This window comes from Micromonospora sp. NBC_01392 (assembly GCF_045040125.1).
GTDB lineage: Bacteria > Actinomycetota > Actinomycetes > Mycobacteriales > Micromonosporaceae > Micromonospora.
On the sequence record NZ_CP109549.1, the window covers coordinates 409675 to 434679 of the forward strand.

25 protein-coding genes are annotated in these 25005 nt (G+C 72.9%); 19 read left to right on the plus strand and 6 right to left on the minus strand.

All coding sequences use genetic code 11. From position 1 onward, the window contains the following. The first annotated feature begins 94 nt into the window (after nucleotides 1-94). The 14 genes from clpB to OG767_RS01950 all read left to right on the plus strand — a co-directional run bounded on the left by clpB (nucleotide 95) and on the right by OG767_RS01950 (nucleotide 12469). Nucleotides 95-2686: an ATP-dependent chaperone ClpB gene (gene clpB, locus OG767_RS01885; protein WP_405091881.1), complete on the plus strand. Its 2592-nt coding sequence runs from the start codon at nucleotides 95-97 to the stop codon at nucleotides 2684-2686. A gap of 201 nt (nucleotides 2687-2887) precedes the next feature. After that, a complete protein-coding gene (locus tag OG767_RS01890) occupies nucleotides 2888-3265 on the plus strand; it encodes a hypothetical protein (protein ID WP_405091882.1) in 378 nt (125 codons plus the stop codon). Between the two features lie 83 nt (nucleotides 3266-3348). Beyond that, nucleotides 3349-3981 carry a DUF4178 domain-containing protein gene (locus OG767_RS01895; protein ID WP_405091883.1) on the plus strand — a complete coding sequence of 211 codons (633 nt, stop codon included), beginning with the start codon at nucleotides 3349-3351 and terminating at the stop codon, nucleotides 3979-3981. Nucleotides 3982-3983: 2 nt separating this feature from the next. Beyond that, entirely contained in the window at nucleotides 3984-4478 is a 495-nt protein-coding gene (locus tag OG767_RS01900) for a DUF2617 family protein (protein WP_107162655.1), read from the plus strand. After that, nucleotides 4475-4900: a DUF4247 domain-containing protein gene (locus OG767_RS01905; RefSeq protein WP_281933638.1), complete on the plus strand. Its 426-nt coding sequence runs from the start codon at nucleotides 4475-4477 to the stop codon at nucleotides 4898-4900. Before OG767_RS01900 ends, OG767_RS01905 begins: the two co-directional genes overlap by 4 nt. 33 nt (nucleotides 4901-4933) lie before the next feature. Further along, nucleotides 4934-5356: a DUF350 domain-containing protein gene (locus OG767_RS01910; RefSeq protein WP_405091884.1), complete on the plus strand. Its 423-nt coding sequence runs from the start codon at nucleotides 4934-4936 to the stop codon at nucleotides 5354-5356. Beyond that, nucleotides 5356-6132: a hypothetical protein gene (locus OG767_RS01915; protein WP_405091885.1), complete on the plus strand. Its 777-nt coding sequence runs from the start codon at nucleotides 5356-5358 to the stop codon at nucleotides 6130-6132. The genes OG767_RS01910 and OG767_RS01915 overlap by 1 nt, the downstream gene beginning before the upstream one ends. Continuing rightward, on the plus strand, nucleotides 6129-7697 hold the full coding sequence (locus tag OG767_RS01920) for a polyamine aminopropyltransferase (RefSeq protein ID WP_405091886.1): 1569 nt from the start codon (nucleotides 6129-6131) through the stop codon (nucleotides 7695-7697). The genes OG767_RS01915 and OG767_RS01920 overlap by 4 nt, the downstream gene beginning before the upstream one ends. A gap of 40 nt (nucleotides 7698-7737) precedes the next feature. Beyond that, nucleotides 7738-8736, plus strand: a complete 999-nt coding sequence (locus OG767_RS01925; RefSeq protein WP_405094106.1) for a hypothetical protein — start codon at nucleotides 7738-7740, stop codon at nucleotides 8734-8736. 67 nt (nucleotides 8737-8803) lie between these two features. After that, nucleotides 8804-9586, plus strand: coding sequence for a hypothetical protein (locus tag OG767_RS01930; RefSeq protein WP_405091887.1), 783 nt, complete (start codon nucleotides 8804-8806; stop codon nucleotides 9584-9586). 72 nt (nucleotides 9587-9658) lie between these two features. After that, nucleotides 9659-10531, plus strand: a complete 873-nt coding sequence (locus OG767_RS01935; RefSeq protein ID WP_405091888.1) for a hypothetical protein — start codon at nucleotides 9659-9661, stop codon at nucleotides 10529-10531. Beyond that, a complete protein-coding gene (locus OG767_RS01940; protein ID WP_405091889.1) occupies nucleotides 10528-11337 on the plus strand; it encodes an SDR family NAD(P)-dependent oxidoreductase in 810 nt (269 codons plus the stop codon). Before OG767_RS01935 ends, OG767_RS01940 begins: the two co-directional genes overlap by 4 nt. A gap of 157 nt (nucleotides 11338-11494) precedes the next feature. Next, a complete protein-coding gene (gene pyrE, locus OG767_RS01945; RefSeq protein WP_107162644.1) occupies nucleotides 11495-12034 on the plus strand; it encodes an orotate phosphoribosyltransferase in 540 nt (179 codons plus the stop codon). 57 nt (nucleotides 12035-12091) lie between these two features. After that, a complete protein-coding gene (locus tag OG767_RS01950; RefSeq protein WP_007073957.1) occupies nucleotides 12092-12469 on the plus strand; it encodes a helix-turn-helix transcriptional regulator in 378 nt (125 codons plus the stop codon). A gap of 229 nt (nucleotides 12470-12698) precedes the next feature. Here OG767_RS01950 and OG767_RS01955 read toward each other — a convergent pair whose 3' ends face one another. The 4 genes from OG767_RS01955 to OG767_RS01970 form a co-directional block, all read right to left on the minus strand. Beyond that, complete coding sequence (locus OG767_RS01955; RefSeq protein ID WP_405094107.1) at nucleotides 12699-13481, minus strand: DedA family protein; 783 nt, start codon at nucleotides 13479-13481, stop codon at nucleotides 12699-12701. Between the two features lie 134 nt (nucleotides 13482-13615). Further along, entirely contained in the window at nucleotides 13616-16132 is a 2517-nt protein-coding gene (locus tag OG767_RS01960) for a polynucleotide kinase-phosphatase (protein ID WP_405091890.1), read from the minus strand. Further along, nucleotides 16129-17586, minus strand: coding sequence for a 3' terminal RNA ribose 2'-O-methyltransferase Hen1 (locus OG767_RS01965; protein WP_405091891.1), 1458 nt, complete (start codon nucleotides 17584-17586; stop codon nucleotides 16129-16131). Before OG767_RS01965 ends, OG767_RS01960 begins: the two co-directional genes overlap by 4 nt. A 230-nt stretch (nucleotides 17587-17816) precedes the next feature. Then, nucleotides 17817-19388, minus strand: a complete 1572-nt coding sequence (locus OG767_RS01970; RefSeq protein ID WP_405091892.1) for an LPXTG cell wall anchor domain-containing protein — start codon at nucleotides 19386-19388, stop codon at nucleotides 17817-17819. Between the two features lie 168 nt (nucleotides 19389-19556). On the opposite strand from OG767_RS01970, the gene OG767_RS01975 reads away from it, so the two are divergent. Next, nucleotides 19557-20042 (plus strand): SigE family RNA polymerase sigma factor, encoded by a 486-nt coding sequence (locus OG767_RS01975; RefSeq protein WP_281933618.1) that lies wholly within the window; start codon nucleotides 19557-19559, stop codon nucleotides 20040-20042. Beyond that, a complete protein-coding gene (locus OG767_RS01980) occupies nucleotides 20039-21085 on the plus strand; it encodes an LCP family protein (RefSeq protein WP_405091893.1) in 1047 nt (348 codons plus the stop codon). Before OG767_RS01975 ends, OG767_RS01980 begins: the two co-directional genes overlap by 4 nt. A 6-nt stretch (nucleotides 21086-21091) precedes the next feature. On the opposite strand, the gene OG767_RS01985 is transcribed toward OG767_RS01980, so the two are convergent. After that, complete coding sequence (locus OG767_RS01985) at nucleotides 21092-21304, minus strand: hypothetical protein (RefSeq protein ID WP_405091894.1); 213 nt, start codon at nucleotides 21302-21304, stop codon at nucleotides 21092-21094. Nucleotides 21305-21440: 136 nt separating this feature from the next. On the opposite strand from OG767_RS01985, the gene OG767_RS01990 reads away from it, so the two are divergent. Together OG767_RS01990 and fbaA are read left to right on the plus strand one after the other, a co-directional pair. After that, a complete protein-coding gene (locus tag OG767_RS01990; RefSeq protein ID WP_396855825.1) occupies nucleotides 21441-21824 on the plus strand; it encodes a phage holin family protein in 384 nt (127 codons plus the stop codon). 132 nt (nucleotides 21825-21956) lie between these two features. After that, nucleotides 21957-22979, plus strand: a complete 1023-nt coding sequence (fbaA, locus tag OG767_RS01995; protein WP_107162635.1) for a class II fructose-bisphosphate aldolase — start codon at nucleotides 21957-21959, stop codon at nucleotides 22977-22979. A gap of 99 nt (nucleotides 22980-23078) precedes the next feature. Here the strand turns inward: fbaA and OG767_RS02000 are convergent, their stop codons facing one another. Beyond that, nucleotides 23079-24290, minus strand: a complete 1212-nt coding sequence (locus OG767_RS02000) for an LOG family protein (RefSeq protein WP_405091895.1) — start codon at nucleotides 24288-24290, stop codon at nucleotides 23079-23081. 259 nt (nucleotides 24291-24549) lie between these two features. On the opposite strand from OG767_RS02000, the gene OG767_RS02005 reads away from it, so the two are divergent. Then, on the plus strand, nucleotides 24550-24978 hold the full coding sequence (locus OG767_RS02005; RefSeq protein ID WP_107162633.1) for a DUF3151 domain-containing protein: 429 nt from the start codon (nucleotides 24550-24552) through the stop codon (nucleotides 24976-24978). Nucleotides 24979-25005 lie beyond the last annotated feature (27 nt).

A 25005-nucleotide genomic window follows, 5' to 3' on the forward strand; every position in this document is an offset into this window, starting at 1 on the left:
AAGAGTGACCCGGGTCACATGCCCGGAGTTGAGCGGAATAGACTCAACTCTGGTTGTGTCATGTCCAGTGGACACGCCGATCCCGGGGGAGCCCATGAACACGGAACGCCTCACCACCAAGAGCCGCGAGACCATCACCGGTGCCGTCGCGCTGGCGAACCAGCGCGGTCACGCCACCGTGGAGCCCTGGCACCTGCTGCTGGCCCTGCTGGACACCGACGGCTCGACCGCCGCCGGCCTGCTGCGCGCCGTCGGCGCCGACGCCGCCGAACTGCGCCGGGTCGCCCAGCGCTCGGTCGACGCGCTGCCCGCCGCGCGCGGCTCCAGCCTGGCCGAGCCGACGTTGGCCCGGGAGTTCGTCAACGCCATCGGCGCCGCCGAGCAGATCGCCCGGCCGCTCGGCGACGAGTACACCTCGACCGAGCACCTGCTGGCCGGGCTGGCCCGGGTCGGCGGCGCGGTCTCGGTCGCGCTGAAGAACGCCGGCGCCACTGAGGAGAACCTGGTCGCCGCGTTCCCGACCGTCCGGGGCGGGGACCGTCGGGTCACCACCGCCGATCCGGAGCAGACCTACCAGGCGCTGGCCAAGTACGGCGTCGACCTGACCGCCAGCGCCCGCGACGGCAAGATCGACCCGGTGATCGGCCGGGACTCGGAGATCCGCCGCGTGATCCAGGTGCTGTCCCGGCGTACCAAGAACAACCCGGTGCTGATCGGTGAGCCGGGCGTCGGCAAGACCGCCATCGTCGAGGGCCTGGCCCAGCGCATTGTCGCCGGTGACGTGCCCGAGTCGCTGCGGGACAAGAAGCTGGTCTCGCTGGACCTGGGCGCGATGGTGGCCGGCGCGCAGTACCGCGGCCAGTTCGAGGAGCGGCTCAAGTCCGTGCTGGAGGAGATCAAGAACTCCGACGGGCAGGTCATCACGTTCCTCGACGAGCTGCACACCGTGGTCGGCGCCGGCAAGGGCGAGGGCTCGATGGACGCCGGCAACATGCTCAAGCCGATGCTGGCCCGCGGCGAGCTGCGGATGGTCGGCGCGACCACGCTCGACGAGTACCGCGAGCACATCGAGAAGGACCCGGCGCTGGAGCGCCGCTTCCAGCCGGTGCTGGTCGGCGAGCCGACCATCGAGGACACCATCGGCATCCTGCGCGGGCTCAAGGAGCGCTACGAGGTGCACCACGGCGTACGCATCACCGACGCCGCGCTGGTCGCCGCCGCCGCGCTCTCCGACCGCTACATCACCGACCGGTTCCTGCCGGACAAGGCGATCGACCTGGTCGACGAGTCCGCGTCCCGGCTGCGCATGGAGATCGACTCCCGCCCGGTCGAGGTCGACGAGATCGAGCGGGCGGTGCGCCGGCTGGAGATCGAGGAGATGGCGCTGGCCAAGGAGCCCGACGCCGCCTCCGCCGAGCGCCTGGCGCGGCTGCGCAAGGAGCTGGCCGACAAGCGTGAGCAGCTCACCGCGCTCTCCGAGCGTTGGCAGACCGAGAAGAGCCACATCACCAAGCTCTCCACCGCCAAGGAGGAGCTGGAGCGCCTCGGCGGCGAGGCCGAGCGGGCCGAGCGCGACGGCGAGCTGGAACGCGCCGCCGAGCTGCGCTACGGCCGGATCCCCACGCTCAAGGGTGAGCTGAAGCAGGCCGAGGAGGAGCTGGCCCGGCTCCAGGCCGACGGCGCGATGCTCAAGGAGGAGGTCGGCGCGGACGACATCGCCGCCGTGGTCGCCTCCTGGACCGGCATCCCGGCCGGCCGGCTGCTGGAGGGCGAGACCGCCAAGCTGCTCCGGATGGAGGAGTCGCTGCGGGCCCGCGTGGTCGGCCAGGCCGAGGCGGTCGGCGCGGTCTCCGACGCGGTCCGCCGCGCCCGGGCCGGCGTCGCCGACCCGGACCGCCCGACCGGCAGCTTCCTCTTCCTCGGCCCGACCGGCGTCGGCAAGACCGAGCTGGCCAAGGCGCTCGCCGAGTTCCTCTTCGACGACGAGCGGGCCATGGTCCGCATCGACATGAGCGAGTACGGCGAGAAGCACTCGGTGGCCCGTCTGGTCGGCGCCCCGCCCGGTTACGTCGGGTACGAGGAGGGCGGCCAGCTCACCGAGGCGGTGCGCCGCCGGCCGTACTCGGTGATCCTGCTGGACGAGGTGGAGAAGGCCCACCCGGACGTCTTCGACATCCTGCTCCAGGTGCTCGACGACGGCCGGCTCACCGACGGCCAGGGCCGGACGGTGGACTTCCGCAACGCCATCCTGATCCTCACCTCGAACCTGGGGTCGTCGGTGATCAGCGACCTCACGCTCGGCGAGGAGGAGCGCCGGGAGGGGGTGCTCGCGGTGGTCCGGTCGCACTTCAAGCCGGAGTTCCTCAACCGCCTCGACGACATCGTGGTGTTCGCCGCGCTCCAGGGCGAGGACCTGCGGGCCATCGTCGACATCCAGCTCGACCGGCTGCGGCGCCGGCTGGCGGACCGTCGGCTCGGCATGGACGTCACCGACGCGGCCCGCACCTGGCTGGCCGACCACGGGTACGACCCGATCTACGGCGCGCGCCCGCTGCGCCGGTTGGTGCAGTCGGCCATCGGTGACCGCCTCGCGAAGGCGCTCCTGGCCGGCGAGATCCGCGACGGCGACACGGTCCAGGTCGACCTGGCCGACACGAAGGACGCCCTGACCGTAACCGCAGCCTGACCCGCACCCCCCGCCCCCACCCACCCACCCACCCCGGGGCCCCGCCCACCCACCCCGGGGCCCCGCCCACCCGGCCGGGGCCCCGCCCCCCTTCCGGCGATCATGAGGTTGGCGGTGCGACACGCCGTCGTGGTGCCGGACAACTTCATGGTCAACAGCGTCGGGTCGGGGCGGAGCGGGCAATAGGAGGGCATGGTGGGGATGGGGAAGAAGGACCGGGAACTGGACGCCGCCGTCCGGCAGCTCGCCGAGGCGGACACGCTGGCGTTCGGCGGGGTGGGGTTCGCGGGGCAGATCCTGCCGGCCACGGACGCGTACCGGCACATCGAGCGGGCACTCGCCGACCATTCCGAACACGCCCGGAAAGAGGTGGATCGGCTGCTCCGGAAGGGCTCGCCGGCCGGGAAGGCGTACGCGGCGACACTGCTGGAAGCCGTCGATCCGGCGGCCGGGCGGGACGCCTGGGAACGGCTGCGCGACGACGACGGCGAGTTCACCACGTTCCACGGTTGCGTGATGGGACGGACGACGCTGGGTGAGTACGCCGCCGAGCGGCTCGCGGCGGCAGACCGTAGCTGACCCCACACTCAGCGAACAGCGCTTCGGCCGAGGTGCGCGGGGTTGTTACCGTCTCCGCCAATGCAGGTTGGGGGGAGGCGGTCATGAACGGTTCGGTGGCGTACGTGGTGGCCACGCTGGGGTGCCTGCTGGGGGTGGCCGGCGTGGTGATCGCCGTGATCGCGCTGCGCAGGTCCCGCTCGGCGCCACGCCCGAAGGCGGCACCCGGTGACCCGTTCCGGGACCGGGACTCGGACGCGCTGCGCGGCGACCCGCGCGCGCTCAAGCCCGGCGACATCGTCGAGATCCGCCAGGTGCCGTACACCGTGCGCGGCTCGGTGCACCTGGTCGAGGGCGGCTGGAGCTGGGCGGAACACCTGCTCGACGACGCCGGCGGCGTGAAGCGCTGGCTCTCCGTCGAGGCGGAGCCGGACCTGGAGATGGTGCTCTGGGCCAGTGAGCCGGGGGCCACGGTGACGCCGGGCGCCCCGACGCTGGAGATCGCCGGTCGCCGCTACAACTGGGACGAGTCCGGCCAGGCGCGCTACACCGCGACCGAGGGCACCGGCCTCGACCCACGCGGCACCATGCGCTACCACGACTACCAGGCACCCGGCGGGGCCCGGTTGTCGTTCGAGGCGTACGGCGAGGCCGGCTGGGAGGTGAACCTCGGCGAGGAACTGCGCCGCGCCGAGGTGATGATCTACCCGCAGGGCGGCCCGGACCAGGTGAAGTGAGCGTGCTCGTCGCCCTGCAGACCCCGTACGTCGACAGCCGCGCCGCCGACCTGAGCCTGACGCTCGGTGGCCCGGAGCTGCCGGCGCTGGCCGTCCGCGACGTCGACCTGCCCGGCGGGACCCGACTGCGGCTGCGCCTGCTCGGCGCCTCCCACCAGGTGGTCCTCGGCGGGCTGACCGAGACGGTCGCCTGCCTGCCCGGCCGCCGGCCGCACCTGCCGGACACGCTGCACGACGCGACCGCCGGCTACCGGTTCACCGCCACCGTGCTGCGGCCGGCCGGCGACGGCCTGCGTACCCGGGTCGCGGCGCTCCGCGCCGAACTGGCCGGCGACCCGTTCGCCCTGGTCGGGGTGTTTCCCGGCGACGAGGACGCGGTCACCGCGCTCGCCGTCCGACCCGACCCGCCGGGCGGCCCGGTCGCCTGGCGCACCTGGCACGCCTACCCCCAGACAAACGAGCTGGTCCTGACCGAGACGGTGGTGGAGGAGCTGTGACGTACCGACGGTGGTTCGTGGTGGGCGTGGCGGTCGCCGTGGTCGGTGCCCTGGTCGCCGCCTTCGCGATCTTCTACGGCAACTTCTCGCCGCGCGGCTACGTGCAGGACCACTACTCCCGGGCGTCCGGGCGGGACATCGGCTCGCAGGCCGTCGCGTACACCTCGAACCGGTCGCCGAGCCAGGTGTCGAAGGAGATCACCGACACCTGGCAGCCGGCCGACCAGTACGTCGACGGCAGCGGCGTGTACCTGCGCTACGACGACGACTCGGTGGTGATCCTCCCGCTCGCCGTCGGCTCGGTGATCCTGCTGGAGCGGATGTCCACCGCGTACCCCCGGTACCACAGCGTCGTCGGCAACAGCTGGGGCTGGGGCCGAGGCAGCACCGTCCGGGGCGGCGGCCCCGGCGCCGGCAAGTAGCCCGTCCGACCCCCTCACCCTGGAGTAGTCCCTGTGCAGCATCTCGTCACCGATCTGCTGGTCACCCTCGCCTACGGCGTGGTCGGCGTGGTTCTGATGGCCGTCGGCTACCTGCTTGTCGACCTGGCCACCCCCGGCAAGCTCCACGAGCTGATCTGGGCCGAGCGCAACCGCAACGCCACGCTGCTGCTCGCCTCCAACCTGGTCGGCGTCGGCACCGTCGTGGTCGCCGCGATCGTGGCCAGCGCCGACGACTTCATGCTCGGGCTGGTCGGCGCCGCCGCGTACGGGTTCCTCGGTCTGGTGATCATGGCGGCGGCCTTCGTGCTGCTCGACGTGGCCACCCCCGGCAAGCTCGGCGAGCTGCTGGTCGACCCGGACCCGCACCCGGCGGTCTGGATCTCCGCCACCGTGCACGTCGCCACCGGCGCGATCATCGCCGCCGCCATCAGCTGATGACCAACAGCAAGACCACCGCGACGGGCGCGCAGAAAAAGCGCCAACAGGTGCTGATCTGGACGGTGATCATCGGGGTCACGGTCGGTGCCTGCGTCCTCGGGGCGATCACCGGCGACTCGGACACCACCGTTCCCGCGCCGGCCGCCGACGAGCGCTCCGGCACCGTGCCGATCCTCCAGGCCGCCGCCGACAGCCAGGGCATCTGCTACGGGTGGCGACTGCTCGACGGGTACGACCCGGTGAGCGTCGGCTCCAACCTCGGCGACGGCACCCCGGTCGAGGACGCGGCCGGCTGCGCGCGCTGGATCGAGGTGACCGCCAACGTCTTCTACACGTCGTCCAGCAGCGAGTCGAACGACTCCGCCGCGATCCGGGTCCGAGGCTCGTCGGACATCGAGTTCTCCGACCTCTCCGCGATCGAGTCGGGGCTGGGCCGCTTCGGGCTGGACGAGGACGCGTTCGTCGACGAACCGGGTTGGGCCGTCACCCGGGCCGCCACGATGCTGCCGCTGCTCGCCACCGAGCGAGGGCTGGCCGACCCGGCCGCCGTCCCCACCGCCGAGCCGGCCACCCCGGCCGCACCGCTACCGGACGCCGGCAGCGACTTCTGGCGGGACCGGTGGGTCCTGCTGCTCACCACGGTCGGGCTGTTCCTGGCCGCCGCGCTGTTCATCGCCGTGGGCGTGCGACAGCGAAACCGGCAGCGCCGGGAAGCCGGGCCCGCGCAGCGCGCCGGGGCGGGACCCGCCGGGCGTACCCGGGAGAACGCGTGACCGTCGACGTGCCCGCGCGGCCGCGGTGGCGCGCGGCCCGCGCGGCGGTCCTGCTCGCGGTCTTCGTCTGCGCGGCCTGCGGCCTGGTGTACGAGCTGGCGCTGGTCGCGCTCGGCAGCTACCTGATCGGCGACGCGGTCGGGCAGGCGTCGATCGTGCTCGGCGTGATGGTCTTCGCGATGGGCGTCGGCGCGCTGGTCGCGAAGCCGTTGCAGTCCCGGGCCGCGCCCGCGTTCGCCGTGATCGAGCTGACGCTCGCGCTGCTCGGCGGCCTCTCCGTGCTCGGCCTCTACGCGGCGTTCGCCTGGCTGGACCTCTACGGCCCGGCGCTGGTCGGCACCGCGTTCGTGCTCGGGCTGCTGATCGGCGCGGAGATCCCGCTGCTGATGGTGATGCTGCAACGCATCCGCGAGCAGTCCGCCGGCAGCGCGGTGGCCGACCTGTTCGCCGCCGACTACGTGGGCGCGCTGCTCGGCGGGCTGGCCTTCCCGTTCCTGCTGATGCCGATCTTCGGCCAGCTCAAGGGCGCGCTCGTGGTCGGCGCGGTGAACGCCGTGGCCGGGGTGGTGCTGGTCTTCACGGTGTTCCGCGACGAACTGAGCCGCCGGGCGCGGGTCGGCCTCGGCGCCGGCTCCGTCGTGGTCGCGCTCCTGCTCGGGTACGCCTGGGTGACCGCCCACGACTTCGAGGTGACCGCCCGCCAGCAGCTCTACCGCGACCCGGTGGTGCACGCCGAGCGCAGCCGCTACCAGGAGATCGTGCTGACCCGCTCGGTGCGGGAGGTCGGCCACACCGACACCGACCTGCGGCTCTTCCTCAACGGTGACCTCCAGTTCAGCTCCGTCGACGAGTACCGCTACCACGAGGCGCTGGTGCACCCGGCGATGCGCGGGCCGCACGGTGACGTGCTGGTGCTCGGCGCCGGCGACGGGCTGGCCGCGCGGGAGATCCTGAAGTACCCGGACGTGCGCTCGGTGACGCTCGTCGACCTCGACCCGGCCGTGGTGACGTTGGCGCGCAGCGAGCCGCAACTGCGCGACCTCAACCACGCCTCGCTCACCGACCCCCGGGTACGGGTGCTCAACCTGGACGCGTTCGGCTGGCTGCGGACCGCCACGCAACGCTTCGACGTGGTGATCGCCGACCTGCCCGACCCGGACGAGACGGCCACCGCGAAGCTCTACACGGTCGAGTTCTACGCGCTGGTCCGGCCGGTGCTGGCCCCGGGCGGGCGGCTGGTGGTGCAGTCCGGCTCGCCCTACTTCGCGCCCCGGTCGTACTGGTCGATCGAGCGGTCGGTGCGGGAGGCGGGATTCGCCACCGTGCCGTACCACGTCGACGTGCCGAGCTTCGGCGACTGGGGGTTCGTGCTCGCCGCGCCCGGCGACGCCGCGCCGGAGCTGGCCCTGCCGGCCGACGCGCCGCCGCTGCGTTTCCTCACCCCGGCCGTGCTCGCCGCCGCCGCCACGTTCCCCGCCGACCGTGGCCGGGTGGACGTGCCCGCCTCCACGCTGTTGCAGCCCAGGGTGCTGGAGTACGCCCGCGAGGAGTGGCGCGGCTACTAGGTTTCGGAGCATGCGGGCACACCACCGGCTGGTCCGCCGGCTGCCGACCCGGGCGATCGGCGCCGCCGCGTACCTCCAGGCGTTCGTGCTCTCCGGTGTGGTCACCGTGCTGGCCGTCCGGGCCTACCTCCAGGCCACCAACTATCCACAGCTCGGCGGCGGTGGGCTGCACATCGCGCACGTGCTCTGGGGTGGCCTGCTGCTCGTCGTCGGCCTGGGCATCGCGCTGGTGTTCCTCGGTGGTGGGCCGCGCACCGCCGGCGCGGTGGTCGGCGGCGTCGGGTTCGGGCTCTTCATCGACGAGGTCGGCAAGTTCGTCACCGCTCGCACCGACTACTTCTACGCGCCCGCCGCGGCCATCATCTACGTCGCGTTCGCCCTGCTGGTGCTGCTCACCCAGGCGGTACGCGGGCGCACCGGCCGGGCCCGGCTGACCCCGGCCGAACGCACCGCCAACGCGCTGGACCTGGTGCTCAGCGGCCTGCCCGGTGGGCTGACCGACAGGCGTCGGATCGCGGTGCTGCGCCTGGTGCAGGGCACCGGGCCGGCCACCGAGGCGGCCCTGGCCCAGGTGCTGGACGCGGTGCCCCGCCGGGAACCGCCGCCGGTGCGATTCTGGCAGCGCGGGGCGGCGTGGGCCCGACGCCTCGCCACCTGGGCGGTGGGCCGGCGCTGGCTGGTCTGGCCGGTGGTGGTCTGGCTGGTGGTGGAGCCGGTGGTGACCGTGGTGGCGGTGGTCGTCGACGGCGTGACCGGCGCGCTGGACCAGGAACGGGAGTGGGGCGCGGTGCTCGGGGTGAGCGCCACCGCGCTGGTCACCGCCGTGCTCAGCCTGCGCGCGGCCTGGCTGCTGCGCCGGGACCGGACCGAGGCGTTCCGCCTGTTCAAACTGGCCATCCTGGTCGACCTGCTGTTCGGGCAGGTCTTCAACTTCACGGTCAACCAGTTCGGCGCGGTCTCCGCGGTCGCGCTCGACCTCGCGCTGCTCGGCGTGGTCACCGCCGAGCACCGGCGGCTGCGCCGCGCCGCCGACCGCTGAGCCCTTCTGCCGTGCTCACCTGGCCCGGGATCGCTACGGTGGTGATCTCATCCAGGGAGGGAGAATCATGGTCGATGCTCCGGGCACCTCGCCCCGCGCGCGTCCCAGTGTGGTGACGCTTTCCAGTTGGCTGCTCATTCTCGTCGCCGCGATCCAGGTGCTGAACCTGATCGTGACGCTGTCCGTCATCGGCAAGATCCGGGACGTGCTGAAAGACGCGTACGCCGGCACCTCGGCCGAGTCGGCCGGCGACATCGCGTACGCCTTCACCATCGGCACGTCGATCCTGTCGCTGCTGCTGGCGGCCGGTCTCGTCGTGTTGGCGCTGCTGAACAACCGGGGCAAGAACGCCTCCCGCATCACCACCTGGGTGGTGGGCGGCATCCTGTTCTGCTGCACCGGCGGCAGCCTGCTCAACGGCGTCTCCGGCGGCACCATGGGCGGCGGCAACACCAGCGGCGACCTGCCCAGCGGGCAGGAGATCCAGCGCCGGCTGGAGGACGCGCTGCCGTCCTGGTTCGCCCCGGTCAGCACGCTGCTCGGCGTCGTCGCGCTGCTCGCGCTGCTGGGCGCGCTGATCCTGCTGGCGCTGCCGAAGTCGAACGAGTTCTTCCGCAAGCCGAAGGCGGGCTGGGAGCCGCCGGTGCCGGGTGGCGCCTACCCGGCGTACCCGTCGGCACCGGGCCAGTCGGCCGACCCCGGCTACCCGTCGGCCACGGGGCAGTCGGGCGACCCGTCGTACCCGGCGTACCCGTCGACCCCCGACCAGCCGCCGACCACGCCGCCGCCGGCCGGGCCGACCGGTCAGCCGGGCGAGCGCCGTGACCCGGAGCCGCCTTCCGGAAACTGACGTCCGGATATCAGCGACGCCGACGGTCCCTCCGAGTAGGTTGCAAGCCGACGCCTACCGGAGGGACCTGTCGTGTCGTACCCCGATCGGGTCACGCCCCGCCGGCCGGGCGCGGTCGTCGCGGCGGTGGCCGTGCTGCTGCTGATGGCGGTCGGCGCCGTGGCGTACGCGGCGACGAACCTGGTGATCGCCGGCGGCACGGTGGACCGGTTCCGGGCCGCCGCGGCGGGCACCGACGCGGGCGGTGACGACATCGACCGGGTCGCCGGCCTGCTGCGCGGCTCGACCGTGCTGACCGCCGTGCTCGGCGTGCTGGCCGCGCTGCTGCTGGTCGGGCTCGCGCTCGGGCTGCGCGCCGGCCGCCCCGGCGCACGGGTGGCCACCTGGGCGGTCGCCGGGCTGGGGCTGCTCTGCGGCTGCTGCGGGTTCGCGACGCTGGTCGGGCAGCGGGCCGCCCCGCTGCGGCTGGGCGCCGACGACCGGGTCACCGCCGATCTGCTCGGGCTGGTCGGTGACGCGTACCCGGACTTCTGGATCGCGGCGAACGCGGCCATGTTGGTCGCGCAGATCATCGGGTACCTGGTGGTCGTCGCGCTGCTCGCGGCGCCCTCGGCGAACGCCTTCCTGCGCCGTCCGGCCCCGGCGCGGTCCGGCCCGGCCACCGGCTACGGCGCGACCGTGTCCGGCGGGCCCGCCTCCGGGCCGACGCCCTGGGGCCCGCCACCCGGCCTGACCGCACCGACCGGGCCGGCCGCGACCGCACCGACAGGGCCCTCGACGCCACCCGCGTCCACGCCGCCGTCCCCTCCGTCCGCGTCCCCGTCGTTGTCGTCGCCGCCGTCCGCGCCACCCGCGTCCGCGCCACCCGCGTCCGCGTCGCCGATGCCGCCGTCCGCGCCGCCGTCGTCCCCGTCCGGCCCGCCCCCTCCGGAGGATCGTCCATGACCGACGCCGCCGTACCCGTCCGTCGCCGGGCCCTCATCACCGGCGCCAGCCTGGGGATCGGCGAGGCGTTCGCCCGCCGGCTCGCCGCCGACGGGTGGGACCTGGTGCTGGTGGCCCGGGACGCCGCCCGGCTCGGCGCGTTGGCGGCCGAGCTGACCGGCCGGCACGGCGGCGCGGCGGAGACGCTCCCGGCCGATCTGTCCACCGACGACGGTTGGGCGATGGTCGAGCGCCGGCTGACCGCCGGCTCGCCGGTGGAACTGCTGGTGAACAACGCCGGGATCAGTCTGGACACCCCGTTCGTCAGGTCGGCCGTCCCGGACGAGGTGCGGTTGGTCCGGCTCAACGTGCTGGCGGTGCTCCGGCTCACCCACGCGGCTCTCGGTCCGATGATCGAACGAGGTCACGGGGCAGTGATAAATGTCTCTTCGGTTGCGGGGTTCGGGGTGCCCATGCCCGGATCGACATACTCCGCCAGCAAGGCGTGGGTGACCAATTTCAGTGAGTCGGTCGGTCAGTCGGTGGCTCCGCTCGGTGTACGTGTGATGGCGCTCTGCCCCGGTTACACGCGCACCGGAATTCACGAGCGAACCGGCATCGACATGTCCCGACTGCCCGCCTGGGCCTGGCTGCGGGCCGACTCCGTCGTCGATGAAGGGCTGCGTGACCTGGGCAAAGGCAAATTGGTGAGCGTTCCGGACTGGAAGTACAAGCTGGCCGTGGCCGGGCTGCGGCACGCGCCGAAACGGCTGTTGCGCGGCTTCACGCGCGACACCCGGGGAGTTGTCGACCGGGCTGGTGGGTGACCGGGCGGTGCTCCCGGCGATCGGGTCGATCCGTCGCCTGACCGGGATGGACGGTCGCACAGCGTAGCCGGGCACAGCCACTCATCGGTCGCCCACAGGGTTGACCGCGGTGGACCCCACAGACGGCGTACAGACTCGGGAAGTACGCTCTATCGCCATGGGGGACCACGACGACCTGCGTAAATTCATCACTGACCTGGCTGTGGTCCACGGTCGGGTGGTGCTCTCGTCGGGCCGTGAAGCGGACTGGTACGTCGATCTGCGTCGCGTCACGCTCCATCACCAGGCCGCTCCACTGATCGGACGGGTGATGCGCGACCTCACCGCGGACTGGGCGTACGACGCGGTCGGCGGCCTGACCCTGGGCGCCGATCCGGTGGCCGTCGCGATGCTGCACGCCTCGGCCGGCACCGACCGCCCGTTGGACGCCTTCGTGGTCCGGAAGGCGGGCAAGGCGCACGGCCTCCAGCGCCGGATCGAGGGCCCGGACGTGTCCGGTCGTCGGGTGTTGGCGGTGGAGGACACCTCGACCACGGGCGGAAGTGTGTTGACCGCCATCGAGGCGTTGCGTGAGGCGGGGGCGGAAGTCGTGGGCGTGGCGGTTATTGTTGATCGAGGCGCCGGCGACGCGGTGCGAGCCGCCGGACTGCCTTATCGGGCGGCCTATACGTTGGCTGACCTCGGCCTTGTGGCCTAAAAGTTTGCCGATTCGGATCTGCTGATATGCAGGCGGATCGATGCTGCTGGTGGAAGGATGGAATACGTGGGAACTGCGTTGGCTGAAATGACCATGCCTCAGATCTCGCCGCTTGCCGGCGAGCCGATCGAACGCGCCGACGCCGAGCGGCTGGCGGGGGTCCTCAAGGCCCTCGCCGACCCTGCCCGGCTGCGGCTGCTCAGCCTGATCCAGTCGGCTCCCGAGGGGGAGGCGTGCGTGTGTGACCTCACCGCGCCGCTCGGCCTCTCGCAGCCGACGGTCAGTCACCACCTGCGTATCCTCACCGAGGCCGGCTTGCTGGAGCGGGAGAAGCGCGGTGTCTGGGCGTACTACCGGCTGGTGCCGACCGCGATCGCCACGATCGCGGATCTGCTCACCCCGCCGCGGAAGCGGGCCACCAAGAAGGCTCGCTGACACCACGGCCCGTTTGTGGACGGGTCGGCCGGTCGAGGCCCGGCGCGCTGACACGCGCGTCGAACCCGACAGGCCGTTCCGCCCGGATGCGGGTGACCGGTGGCGTGCCAGGGGTGGCGCCATCGACGCACGGTGACGGCTGCCGTCATCCGTGTCACCCGCGACCCGACAGGTCAGACGCGAAGGCCGGCCCCCGCCCGGGGGCCGGCCTTCGGTGTGTCCGAACCGGTCAGCGGCGGTGCTGGCCGCCGTGCCCGTGCGGGTGGTCGTCGCCGTCGAGGGCGTCCCGGGCGGCGTCCACGGCGCCGGCCGCGGTCGCCGCGGCGATCACCGCGACCGCCTCGCCGCGCTTGCGCGCCCTCCGGTCGCGGAGGAACTCGAAGAAGATCGGCAGCACCGAGATCAGGATGATCAACGCGACGACCGGCAGGATGTACCTGTCGATCTTGTCGCCGATGGCGTCGTAGATCTGGCGGGCCAGCAGGTAGCCGATCAGCAGGATGCCGTCCACCCAGAGGACCGCGCCCACCACGTTCCACACGAAGAACTGCCGGGCCGGCATGCCGAGCACCCCGGCCACCGGGTTCAGGAACGTCCGCACGATCGGGATGAACCGGGCCAGAACCACGGCCTTGGCCGGGCCGAACTTCTGGAAGTAGTGCTCCGCCTTCGCCACGTACTCCCGCTTGAACAGCCGGGAGTTGGGCTTGTCGAACATGCGTCGGCCGTAGCGGGCGCCGAGCCAGTGCCCGAGCTGCGCGCCGGCGATCGCGCAGATCGGGCCGCCGATCATCAGCCCGGCCAGCGACAACCGGGTGCCGTCACCGAAGATGGCGTCGGCCACCGGCGAGGCGGCCACCCCGGCCAGGAAGAGCAGCGAGTCACCCGGGAAGAAGAAGCCGACCAGCAGACCGGTCTCGGCGAACAGGATCGCCCAGACGCCGATCATCCCGAAGGTGTGGATGAGGTCCTTCGGGTCGAGCGGATTCAACGCCACGTTCTCGGAGATCATCCGGGTCTTCTCTGCTGTGTCCACGGCCACATAGGGTACCCGTCCGCCCCCCACCCCCGGCCCACCCCCGCGCTTTCACGGAAAGTGGGCCCATCCCCGCGCGAATGGGCCCACTTTCCGTGAAACAGCAGGGGCTACAGGCGCGGGTCGACCGGCTCGGACTCGCAGGCGAGGATCGCGAACACCAGCTCGTGACGACGCCAGAGCGGAGCGTCCTCGGCGAGCGCGTCCAGGGCGGCCAGGCCCAGGCCGTGCTCGCGCAGGGCCAGGCCGCGCTTGCGACCCAGCGAACGGCGGCGCAGCGCGGCGAGCTGCGCCGGCTCGGTGTACCCGGGACCGTAGATGATCCGCAGGTACTCCCGGCCCCGGCACTTGATCCCGGGCTGGAGCAACGAGCCCTTCGGCGACCGGGCGGCCAGGCCGGCGTACGGCTTGACCACCATGCCCTCGCCGCCGGCCGCGGTCAGCGCCAGCCACCAGTCGGTGGCCGCCGACACCGCCGCCTCGTCGGCCAGCTCCACCACCAGCCGCCGGGTCGGTGTGAAGAACTCCGGGTCGGCCGCGCGGAGCCGGTCCGCCAGCGCCAGATGCCAGCCGTGGTCGCGGTCCGCGTAGCTCGTCCCGGCACCGGCCAGCACCGCGAACGGGGCCAGCGTGACGCCGCGCAACCCGTCCGTCGGACCGACGTACGCCCGGTACGCCGCCGAGTACGCCGTCACCTCGGCGGCCCGCTCGGCCATCCGCGCCCGCAACCCGTCCACCGGCAGCCCGCGCCCGGCCGCGGCGTCCAGCGTGGCCAGCACCGCCGGCAGCGCCGCCCGACCGGCCGCGCCCACGCTGGCGTACTGCTCGCGGATCAGGCCGCCCGCCTTCGCCGACCAGGGCAGCAGCTCCGTGTCGAGCAGCAGCCAGTCGGTGTCCAACTCGGCCCAGAGACCGGCGGTGGTGACCGCGGCGCGCACCCGGGCCAGCAGCTCGTCGTCGAGCGGCGGGGAGAAGAACGGCCGGCCGGTACGCGTGTGCACCGCCCCGCCGCCGAACCGGCCCGGCTCCCGTTCCACAAGCACCACGGCGCGGGAGCCCATGTGCTTCTCCTCGCACACCACCCGGTCGACACCGGCCGCGCGGTAGTCGGCGAACGCCTGCGCCGGGTGCTCCAGGAACCCCGCCACGGTCGACGTGGAGCAGGGCGCCATGGTCGGCGGCAGCCACACCAGCCGACCCGGGTCCAGCGCGTACCGGCTCATCACCTCCAGCGCGGCGGCGGCGTTCTCGGCCGGCACGGTCAGCGACCCGTACGCGTGGGTCAGGTGCCGTCGACCGGTCACGTCCGCCACGTCCAGCACGGTGTCCGGCCGCGCCGGGGCGGGCGGGACCAGCGGGCGGGCCGGGGCGTACCACTCCCGCTCCGCCGGGACCGCCACCAGCTCCTTCTCCGGGTAGCGCAGCGCGGTCAGCTTGCCGCCGAACACGCAGCCGGTGTCCAGGCAGATCGTGTTGTTGACCCACTCCGGCTCCGGCGTCGGGGTGTGCCCGTACACGACCATGGCCGAACCCCGGTAGTCGCGCGCCCACGGGTAACGCACCGGCAGGCCGTACTCGTCGGTCTCACCGGTCGTCTCGCCGTAGAGCGCGAACGACCGCACCCGGCCGGACGCCCGGCCGTGGTACGCCTCCTTCAGACCGGCGTGCGCCACCACCAGCCGGCCGCCGTCCAGCACGTAGTGGCTGACCAGGCCGTCGATGAACGCCTCCGCCCCGGCGACGAACTCCGCCGGCTCCGCGGCGAGCTGCGCCATCGTCTCGGCCAGGCCGTGGGTGAGCCGCACGTCCCGGCCGCGCAGCTTGCGCAGCAGCTTCTGCTCGTGGTTGCCCGGCACGCAGATCGCGTGCCCGGCCGCCACCATGCCCATCACCAGGCGGAGCACGCCCGGCGAGTCCGGGCCGCGGTCCACCAGGTCACCCACGAAGACCGCGGTACGCCCCGACGGGTGCGACGCGTCCACCGGGCGGCCCGCGTCGTCGCGGCGCAGCGCGTAACCGAGCCGGCACAGGAGCGCCTCCAGCTCGGCGCGGCAGCCGTGCACGTCCCCGACGATGTCGAACGGGCCGGTCAGCTCGCGCCGGTCGTTGAACAGCTTCTCGTAGCGGACCTCGGCCGCGTCGATCTCCTCGACCCCGTGCAGCACGTGCACCCTGCGGAAGCCCTCCCGGGCCAGCCGCCCGTACGACTGCCGCAGGTCACGCCGCATCCGGGTGAGGACCTGCCGGCCGTGCGTCCGGTCGGCGCGCGCCTCGGTGCGCTCCCAGGCCACCGTCTCTGGCACGTCCAGCACGATCGCCACCGGCAGCACGTCGTGCTCCCGGGCCACCCGGATCAGCCCGGCCCGGGCGTGCGGCTGGAGGTTCGTGGCGTCCACCACGGTCAGCCGACCGCGCCGCAGCCGGATGCCGGCCACGTGGTGCAGCGCGTCGAACGCGTCGGCGGACGCCGACTGGTCGTTCTCGTCGTCGGCGACGAGGCCACGGAACATGTCCGAGGAGAGCACCTGGCTGGGCGCGAAGTGCCGGCGGGCGAACGTGGACTTGCCGGCGCCGGAGACGCCGACCAGCGCCACCAGCGCCAGCTCGGGAATGTCCAGGACGGTCATCGGCTCGTCTCCTCCTTCCGGTCGTCGCGGGTGAAAATCGCAAGCTGGGTCGGGGTGCCCACCTCGGGGTCGTCGTCGCCGACGCCGCCGAGCGCGGCGGTGTAGCCGTGCGCCGCCGCGACCCGGGCCACCCAGGTCGTGAACTCCGCCCGGGTCCACTCGAACCGGTGGTCGGCGTGCCGGAACCGGCCCGGCCCGAGCCCCTCGTAGCGGACGTTGTACTCCACGTTCGGGGTGGTCACCACCACCGTGCCCGGCCGGGCGTGGCCGAACACCGCGTCCTCCAGCGCCGGCAGCCGGGGCGGGTCGAGATGCTCGACCACCTCCATCAACACCGCCGCGTCGTACCCGCGCAGCCGGTCGTCCCGGTACGTCAGCGCCGACTGCCGCAGGTGGATGCGGTCCCGCTGCCGCTCCGGCAGCCGGTCCAGCCGCAGCCGACGGGCCGCCATGGCGAGCGACCGGTCGGCCACGTCGACGCCCACCACCTCGGTGAACCGCCGGTCGGCGGCCAGCGCGGTGAGCAGCGCACCACCACCGCAGCCCAGGTCCAGCACCCGGCTCGCGCCACTGTCGCGCAACGCGGCGAGCACCGCCTCCCGCCGGCGTACCGCCAGCGAGGCGCGACGCGGGTCGGCGTCCCCGGCCGGCGCGTCCTCGGCGGCACCCGGGTCGACGCTGTCGTCGGCGGGCGGCTCGTCGGCCAGGCGCAGCTCGGCCAGGCGGGCCAGCGCCGCGCCGGCCAGGGCCCGGCGGTGCGCCAGGTAGCGGCGGGTGATCAGACCCCGCTCCGGGTGGTCGGCCAGCCAGCCGGAGCCGGCCCGTAGCAGTTTGTCCACCTCGTCCGGGGCGACCCAGTAGTGCTTGGCGTCGTCCAGCACCGGCAGCAGCACGTACAGGTGGTTGAGGGCGTCGGCGAGTCGCAGCGTCCCGGTCAGCGTCAGGTCGACGTAGCGGCTGTCACCCCATTCCGGGTACGTCTCGTCGAGCGGGACCGGGGTGGCCGTCACGGTCCAGCCGAGCGGGGCGAAGACGCGTACCGCCAGCTCGGCGCCGCCCCGGCAGCGCAGCACCGGCACCCGTACGGTCAGCGGGAGGTCGGTGGCGGCCAGTTCGGGGCGGTCCCGGGACTCGCCGCGCAGCGCCGAACGGAACACCTTGGTCAGCGCCGAGGAGAGCAGGCTGGAGGCGGCGTACGGGCGGTCGTTGACGTACTGCCCGAGCGTGAAGCCCTCCGGGGAGGTCGACTGCCGGCGGCCCCGGCCCCCGCCCAGCTTCAGCGGGTCCACCTCGACCAGCAGCGCCGCCGTGCACCGCGACTCGTCCGCCTCCGGGTAGAACACGTGCGCGGTGCCGGCGGGCAGGTCGAAGCTCTGCACGCGGTCCGGGTGCTTGACGAGGAGGTGGCCGAGGTCGGTGGCGGGGTGGTGGGTCGTGGTGAGGGTCAGCAGCACTTGGTTGATGTTCCTTGATCTTTGCCCTGGTGTCGTGGGGGTTTCCGGGGGAGCCCGACCCGCTCCGGGCGGTCAGGCTTGATCCCTGCGCGGGTCGGGCTCCCCCGGAAACCTGTCGTGGTCGGTCTCCGTCGGACCGTGCTGCTTCTGGGGTCTTTCTTTCGGGGTGCTCTGGATGTGGCGGTGCCCCGCCGACCGGTGTGGTCGGCGGGGCACCCGGGGTGGTTCGGTCAGGCGACGAAGCGGGTCTTGCGGCGGCGGGCCACCACGTAGCCGCCGAAGCCGGCGGCGAGCAGCAGCGCGCCGATGCCGGCGATCAGGCCGGTGGAGGAACCGGTGATCGGCAGCGTGCCGCCGTCACCGCCACCCTGGCCGCCGTCGCCGCCAGCCGGAGCGGCGTTCACGACGAGCTTCGCGGCGTCGTTGGCCTTGTTGGTGTCGTCCTGGAAGCCCTCGCACTCGCACTTGGCGTTGATGACCACCGCGCCGGTCGCGTTCGGCACGACCTTGTCGATGCGCAGGCCCAGCTCGACGGTCTGCTCCTCGCCGGCCTGGATGAAGATGTCCGGGTAGCAGCGGTAGGCCTTGGCGCCCGGCGTGCCCGGCTCCTGCCAGTCGCCGTCGTTGCCGTTGAGCGGCATGCAGTTGTCGGGCACCTCGACCGCGGTGGTGCCGGTCGGAACGGTGACGTCGATCTTGGTGACCGGCGAGCCGCTGCGGCCGAAGTCGAGCGTGGCCGGACCGTTGTTGCGGACGCCCACGGTCGCCTTGACCACGTCGCCCTTCTTGCCGGTCACCGAGTCGCCGATGGCGGCCAGGTCGACACCGTTCTTGCCGGTGACCTTGACCTCCATGCCGGACCAGTTGTTCTCCGGGTTCGGGTCGGCCTGGAAGGAGCGGGCCTGCACGGCGGACTGCTTGGTGAGCACCAGCGGCCCCTCGGTGCCCGGCTTGCCGACCGAGACGCCGTGGTTGTCCAGGTAGTCGGTGAAGTCGTCGAACTCCGCGACCGTCATCCAGTTGTGGTAGGCGTAGTCGGCGCCCGGCGCGTACGCGTCCTTGGCCACCGTGTAGGGCACGGTCGCGGCGAACGTCTCGCCGCCGGCCACGGTCAGGTCCGGGAAGGAGCAGGTACGCAGCCAGTCCTCCACGTAGGTGCAGTTGCTGTAGTGCTTGCTCGTACGGATGCCGTAGTCTTGGTCGAAGACGACCACGGCGCCTTTCGCGGTGGTCTCACCCGCGTTGCGCACGGCCAGCGGCGCGGTGAAGGAACCACCCGGGGCGGCGCTGCGGGTCACCTCGGGGCCGCCCGCCAGGTCGACGCCCTCACCGATCTTCACGGTGGCGGTGTGGCTGGCCGACGTCACGCCGTCGGCGCTGACGGTGACCTTCAGGTCGCCGGAGTCGCCGTCCTTCGCGCCGGCGGCCGGTGCGATGTTGATGTTGAGCAGGCCGGCGATGCCCCACTCGTCGATGCCGACCTCGAAGTGCTCCTGGCAGAGCAGGACGTTCTTGGCCGGGGTGGTGCAGTCGCCGTCGATCTCCGGGGTGATCTTCGCCTTGCCGGCGAGCCCGGAGTAGTCGTAGCGGACGGTCAGGTTGTTCACCACGACCGGCTCGTTGGCGTACACGTAGGGCGTCTCGATCTTGCCCTCACTGCCCAGGGCGACAGTGGTGTTCGGGAAGTAGAGCGCGAGCTGGACGGCCGGATCCGCGGCCGACGCGGGGATGGCGGAGGCGGCGACGAACGCGCCTGCGACGCCCAACCCGGCGAGCCAGCGCCGGGTGGAGTTGCTGAGCATGTAGGGGGTCCTCCCGTGGGGATGATCAGGTGGAGCCCGTGGAGCTTAAAGATTCCTTAAGCCGGGCCGGTGCCCCGAACGGCGAACATTGACCGAACGGTTGATCACCACCGCCGCAATGTTCGGTGCCCCCGTGCCCGTCTATCGAGCGGGACACCGGGAGGTGCAGTGACGTACGAGGAGTTCGTCGACGCGCGGCTGGGCGCGCTGCTGCGGTACGCGGTCATGTTGACCGGCGACCCGCACCAGGCCCAGGACCTGGTGCAGGAGACCATGGTCCGGGTCCAGCTCCACTGGCGACGGGTGGCCCGCGCCGACGCGCCGGAACGGTACGTGCGCCGGATGCTCACCAACCAGTTCGTGGACTGGCGGCGCGGCTCGTGGGCCCGCCGGGTGCTGCTGCGTGGCGAGCCGGACGACGCGGTGCCCGCGCCCGCCGACCACGCCCAGTCCGCGGTGGACCGGGACCAGGTCTGGTCCTGGCTGTCCCGGCTGCCCCGACGGCAGCGCGCCGCGCTGGTGCTGCGCTACTACGAGGACCTGTCCGACGCGGAGATCGCCGACGTGCTCGGCTGCGCCGTCGGCACCGTCCGGTCCAGCATCTCGCGCGCCCTGGCCACGCTCCGAGCCGAACACGTGGAGGTCTGCTCATGATCGAGGACGAGCTGCGGGCCGCGTTCGCCCGGTACGAGGCGCTGACGCCGTCCACCGGCCCGGTCCGGGCCGCCATCGACCGGGCGGTGGCCCGTCGACGTCGACGCCGTCGGCGGGTACGCCTGGCCGGCACCGCGCTGGCGGTGGCCGCCGTCGCGCTCGTCGGCTTCACCGTGGTGGCGCCCCGACCACCGCAGCCCACGCCGCTCGCCACCGCCGCGCCGTCGCCGCCCCCCGGCACCGCGCTGAACGTGCTGCTGCTCGGCCTGGACCAGGCGGACGCCAGCCGGCGGGCCGACTCGATCGTGCTGGTGCACGTGCCGGCCGACCGGAGCCGGCTCTACCTCGTGTCCATCCCGCGTGACCTGCTCGTGCCGATGCCCGAGGGCGGGACGGACAAGCTCAGCGCGACCTTCGCCCTGGGCGCCGGGTCGGGCGACCTGGCGGCCGGCTACCGGGCCACCCGTCAGGCGGTCACCCGGCTGACCGGGGTGCCGGTGGACGCCGGGGCGGTGCTCACCTACCAGGCCACCCGGACGCTCACCGACGCGGTCGGCGGCGTACCGGTCTGCCTGCCGGCGGCGGTGCGCTCGGTGCACACCGACCGGCGCTTCCCGGCCGGCTGTCAGCGGCTCGACGGCGCGCAGGCGGTGGACCTGCTGCGACAGCGGTACGGCCTGCGCGAGGCCGTGCTGGACCGGGAACGCAACGCGCTCCGGTACGCGGCCGGCCTGCTCCGCCAGATACGCGAGCAGGGGATCACGAGCGATCCGGTACGCCTCGGCCGGCTGGTCGGCCAGGTCGGACCGGCCCTGACCACGGACACCGGTGACCTGTCCCTGCCGGCGCTGCTCTCCGTGGCCGTTCGGGCGGGCACCGCCGACCCGGTCGCGCTCGGCCTGCCGGTCCGCTACCAGGAGTGGACGGCGCGCGGCTTCGAACCGGACCCGACACTCGTCGACGGCTTCCTGGACGCGTTGCGTGGCGACCGGCTGGCCGGCTGGACCGCCGCCCACCCGGCGCAGGTCGTCAGCCTGCGCTGACCAGCGTCAGCGGTAGTCGTCCTCGTCGGCGCTCACCACGCGGGCCTGCTCCATGGCGTCCCAGTCGGCGACCTCCAGGCCCCGGTGCGGCTCACCGTCGGTGTCGTCGAGGGTGGCCGGGGCGGCCTGCTCGACCGCGTCGGCCGGCTCCGCCTCGGGGTCCCGTTCCTCCGGAGCGAGGTGGTCGCTCGGGGCGAAGTCCTCGTCGGGCTGTCCCATCGTCCCTCCCTGCGTCTCGTTCCGACCGTGTCCCCACCACCGTACGGGCTGGTCCGGGCCACCGCTCGGAGCCGGGCGAAGCGCGGAGTCGGCGATTGCGCCTCCCCGGGCGCGCGGCCGGTGCCAGGATGGAGGCGTGGGCTTCCTCATCCGGCTGGCGATCACCGCGGTCGCGCTGTGGGTGACCACGCTGATCGTGCCCGGGGTGCAGGTCACCGGCCGCAACGGCGGCAACACGGTGTTCACGCTGATCGTGGTGGCGCTCGTCTTCGGCGTGGTCAACGCGGTGCTCAAGCCGCTCATCAAGGTGTTCGGCTGTGTGTTCTACCTGCTCACGCTCGGTCTGTTCGCGCTCGTGGTGAACGCGCTGCTGTTCCTGCTGACCGACTGGATCGCCGGCGTGCTGCGCCTGCCGTTCCACGTCGACGGCTTCTGGGCCGCCTTCTGGGGGGCCATCGTGGTGTCGGTGGTGAGCTGGCTGATCAGCGTCGCCGTGCCGGACCGTCTGGAGGAACGGTGAGCGGTGCCCGGGTCGGTTGTGTCCCGCGTTCGCTTCTACGGGATACTGCCCGCGGTGGACAGCGCGGTCCGGCGCACCCGAGGAAAGACGACGGCCTGTACGGCCGAGAGCGGTAAGTAAGGAGCGTTCGACATGCCCATCGCTTCCCCCGAGGCTTACGCGGAGATGCTGGACCGGGCCAAGGCCGGCCGGTACGCGTACCCCGCGATCAACGTGACCTCCTCCCAGACGCTGAACGCGGCGCTCAAGGGCTTCGCCGACGCGGAGAGCGACGGCATCATCCAGGTCTCCACCGGTGGCGCGGAATACCTGTCCGGCCCGTCGGTCAAGGACATGGTGACCGGCGCGACCGCGTTCGCCGCGTACGCGCACGAGGTGGCCAAGAAGTACCCGGTGAACATCGCGCTGCACACCGATCACTGCCCGAAGGACAAGCTGGACAAGTTCGTCCGGCCGCTGATGGCCATCTCCCAGGAGCGGGTCAAGAACGGCCAGGAGCCGCTGTTCCAGTCGCACATGTGGGACGGCTCGGCCGTGCCGGTGGCGGAGAACCTGGAGATCGCCGAGCAGCTCCTCGCCGAGGCCGCCAAGGGCAAGATCGTCCTGGAGATCGAGGTCGGCGTCGTCGGTGGCGAGGAGGACGGCGTCGAGAACGCCATCAACGACAAGCTCTACACCACCGTGGACGACGGACTGGCCATGGTCGAGGCGCTCGGCCTGGGCGAGAAGGGCCGCTACATGGCGGCGCTGACCTTCGGCAACGTGCACGGCGTCTACAAGCCGGGCAACGTGAAGCTCCGTCCCGAGGTGCTCAAGCAGATCCAGGACGCGGTCGGCGCCAAGTACGGCAAGGACAAGCCGCTCAGCCTGGTCTTCCACGGCGGCTCCGGCTCGCTGCTGGAGGAGATCCGGGAGGCGCTGGACTACGGCGTGGTGAAGATGAACATCGACACCGACACGCAGTACGCGTTCACCCGCCCGGTCGCGGACCACATGCTGCGCAACTACGACGGCGTGCTGAAGATCGACGGCGAGGTCGGCAACAAGAAGCAGTACGACCCGCGGGCGTGGGGCAAGCTGGCCGAGGCCGGCCTGGCCGCCCGCGTGGTCGAGGCCTGCGAGCACCTGCGCTCCACCGGCACCCGAATGAAGTAACGCCCCGCATGTAAGGAGGGGCCCCTTGTTAACAGGCGTCTGTTGACAAGGGGCCCCTTCTCTACCGCAGGCGTTAAGAGGGGGCCCCTCCTTGCACGGTCAGCGCACGAGGAGCGCGACCGCCTCGCGGACGTCGTCCGTGAGGTGGATCGTGCGGGACAGGTCGCCGAACGGGGACGCGGCGAACAACGGCCGCAGCAGCGACTCCACCGGCAGTTCCGTGGTCCAGAACGCGCGGTCGAGGAAGACGTACGCGCCGCTGGCCCCGTCGGTGCCGTAGAACGTCTTGGTGGCGGCCTGGAACACCTCCTGCACGGTGCCGGCCCGGCCGGGCGCGAACACGATGCCGCCCCGAGACAGGCGCAGGATGGTGTCCTCCCGGATGGCGTTGGAGAAATACTTGGCGACCCGGCCGGCGAACAGGTTCGCCGGTTCGTGGCCGTACAGCCAGGTGGGGATGGCCAGGCCGCCGGAGCGGGCCCACCCGGTGTCCGGCGCGGCCGGCCGGGGCGAGGGCAGCGACGGGCCGTCCGCGTACCGCTTGCGTACCGTCAGCGCCGCCGCCGTGTAGCGGTCGTGGTCGGTGAAGTCCGGCGCGGCGGCCAGCACGTCGATCGCGGCCGACAGTTCCTCGGCCGGCCAGGCCGCCAGGAACGCGCCGAGGTTCGCCGCCTCCATCACCCCCGGACCGCCGCCGGTCACCACCAGGCGGTCGGCCCGCGCCAGCTCCCAGCCCAGCACCGCCGCCATCCGGTACGCGGCGCTGCCGCGCGGCACCGCGTGCCCACCCATTACGCCCACCACGGACTGCGGCCCGTGCACGGCCAGCCACGCCCGGGTCGCGTCGGCGAGCGCGTTGTCCACGCCGTGGTCGTGCAGCCGCTGACCGAGCGCCTCGCGGACGTCCGGCAGCGCGCCGCCGTGCGCCCGGAAGTGCGCGTACACCCGGGTGTCGTACATCTCGGCGAACCCGCCCTCGGCGAAGCCGGCGGCCAGGTCGTCGGCGGTGTAGAGGTGCGACGGCTGGGTCGGGTAGGGCAGCCCGGAGAACGGCGGCACGACGTTGGCGCCCCGGCGGACCAGGTCCGCGCCCACCTCACGGTCGGCGAACCGGCAGCCCACGAAGAGCGTGCCGGCGACGTCGACGTCGCGTAGGTCCGGAACCGGATCAAGGTCGAGGCGGAGACCCTGCACGGTCAGGCCGGCGAGGGTCCCCCCGGCCAGCCGGTGATCGAACTCGGTCCGGGTCTGCACCTCGTCGACGTGGGGCGCGTGCGGCTCGATGACGTCCGCGGGTGGTGGGGTCGGCACCAGATCATCCTGCCCCGGCCGGGCAACCTCGCAAACCCGGGCGGTACGGACAGGAGCCCGGCGGGTGCGCCGCCGGGCTCCTGCGTAACCGGTCCTGGGGAGGCTCCGGACCTGTAGTTGTAGTGCAAGAACCACGGCGGCGGCATGGGCCGCGGGTACGTGTGGTCCCGCCGAGGCGTGACGAAACCCTCAGCCGTTCAGCCGACCGGCCGGCCGGCCCCCCTCGCGCGCGCCAGGGCGAAGCGGGTTGAATGGGGCGATGCAGAACCTGTTGCCAGAGCCACCGGCCACCCTGCTCCCGGTTTCCGAGGAGGCCGACGCCGCGCTCGCCGCCGCGGTCGAGCAGGGCACCGAAGAGGCGTACGCCGAGGTCGCAGCCCGCTTCCCGACCTACAGTGCGGCCTGGGCGTCGCTGGCCGGCCGCGCGCTCGCCGCGGGCCAGGTCGTCCCGGCGTACGCGTACGCCCGCACCGGCTACCACCGGGGCCTGGACCAGCTGCGCCGCAGCGGCTGGAAGGGCCACGGTCCGGTGCCCTGGTCGCACGCGCCCAACCAGGGCTTCCTCCGCTGCCTCTACGTGCTCTCCCGGGCCGCCGGTGAGATCGGCGAGGCGGACGAGGCGGCCCGCTGCGCCCAGTTCCTCCGCGACTGCGACCCGGCCGCCGGGGATGCGCTGGCCAGCGACTGATCCGTCCCGCGACGGCCGGCCCCGGAC

Bases quoted from the DNA above. Each gene is read 5' to 3' on its own strand.
- clpB (WP_405091881.1), top strand. From the start codon at position 95: ATGAACACGGAACGCCTCACCACCAAGAGCCGCGAGACCATCACCGGT.
- OG767_RS01890 (WP_405091882.1), top strand. From the start codon at position 2,888: ATGGGGAAGAAGGACCGGGAACTGGACGCCGCCGTCCGGCAGCTCGCC.
- OG767_RS01895 (WP_405091883.1), top strand. From the start codon at position 3,349: ATGAACGGTTCGGTGGCGTACGTGGTGGCCACGCTGGGGTGCCTGCTG.
- OG767_RS01915 (WP_405091885.1), top strand. From the start codon at position 5,356: ATGACCAACAGCAAGACCACCGCGACGGGCGCGCAGAAAAAGCGCCAA.
- OG767_RS01930 (WP_405091887.1), top strand. From the start codon at position 8,804: ATGGTCGATGCTCCGGGCACCTCGCCCCGCGCGCGTCCCAGTGTGGTG.
- OG767_RS01940 (WP_405091889.1), top strand. From the start codon at position 10,528: ATGACCGACGCCGCCGTACCCGTCCGTCGCCGGGCCCTCATCACCGGC.
- pyrE (WP_107162644.1), top strand. From the start codon at position 11,495: ATGGGGGACCACGACGACCTGCGTAAATTCATCACTGACCTGGCTGTG.
- OG767_RS01950 (WP_007073957.1), top strand. From the start codon at position 12,092: ATGGAATACGTGGGAACTGCGTTGGCTGAAATGACCATGCCTCAGATC.
- OG767_RS01955 (WP_405094107.1), bottom strand. From the start codon at position 13,481: ATGATCTCCGAGAACGTGGCGTTGAATCCGCTCGACCCGAAGGACCTC.
- OG767_RS01960 (WP_405091890.1), bottom strand. From the start codon at position 16,132: ATGACCGTCCTGGACATTCCCGAGCTGGCGCTGGTGGCGCTGGTCGGC.
- OG767_RS01970 (WP_405091892.1), bottom strand. From the start codon at position 19,388: ATGCTCAGCAACTCCACCCGGCGCTGGCTCGCCGGGTTGGGCGTCGCA.
- OG767_RS01980 (WP_405091893.1), top strand. From the start codon at position 20,039: ATGATCGAGGACGAGCTGCGGGCCGCGTTCGCCCGGTACGAGGCGCTG.
- OG767_RS01985 (WP_405091894.1), bottom strand. From the start codon at position 21,304: ATGGGACAGCCCGACGAGGACTTCGCCCCGAGCGACCACCTCGCTCCG.
- fbaA (WP_107162635.1), top strand. From the start codon at position 21,957: ATGCCCATCGCTTCCCCCGAGGCTTACGCGGAGATGCTGGACCGGGCC.
- OG767_RS02005 (WP_107162633.1), top strand. From the start codon at position 24,550: ATGCAGAACCTGTTGCCAGAGCCACCGGCCACCCTGCTCCCGGTTTCC.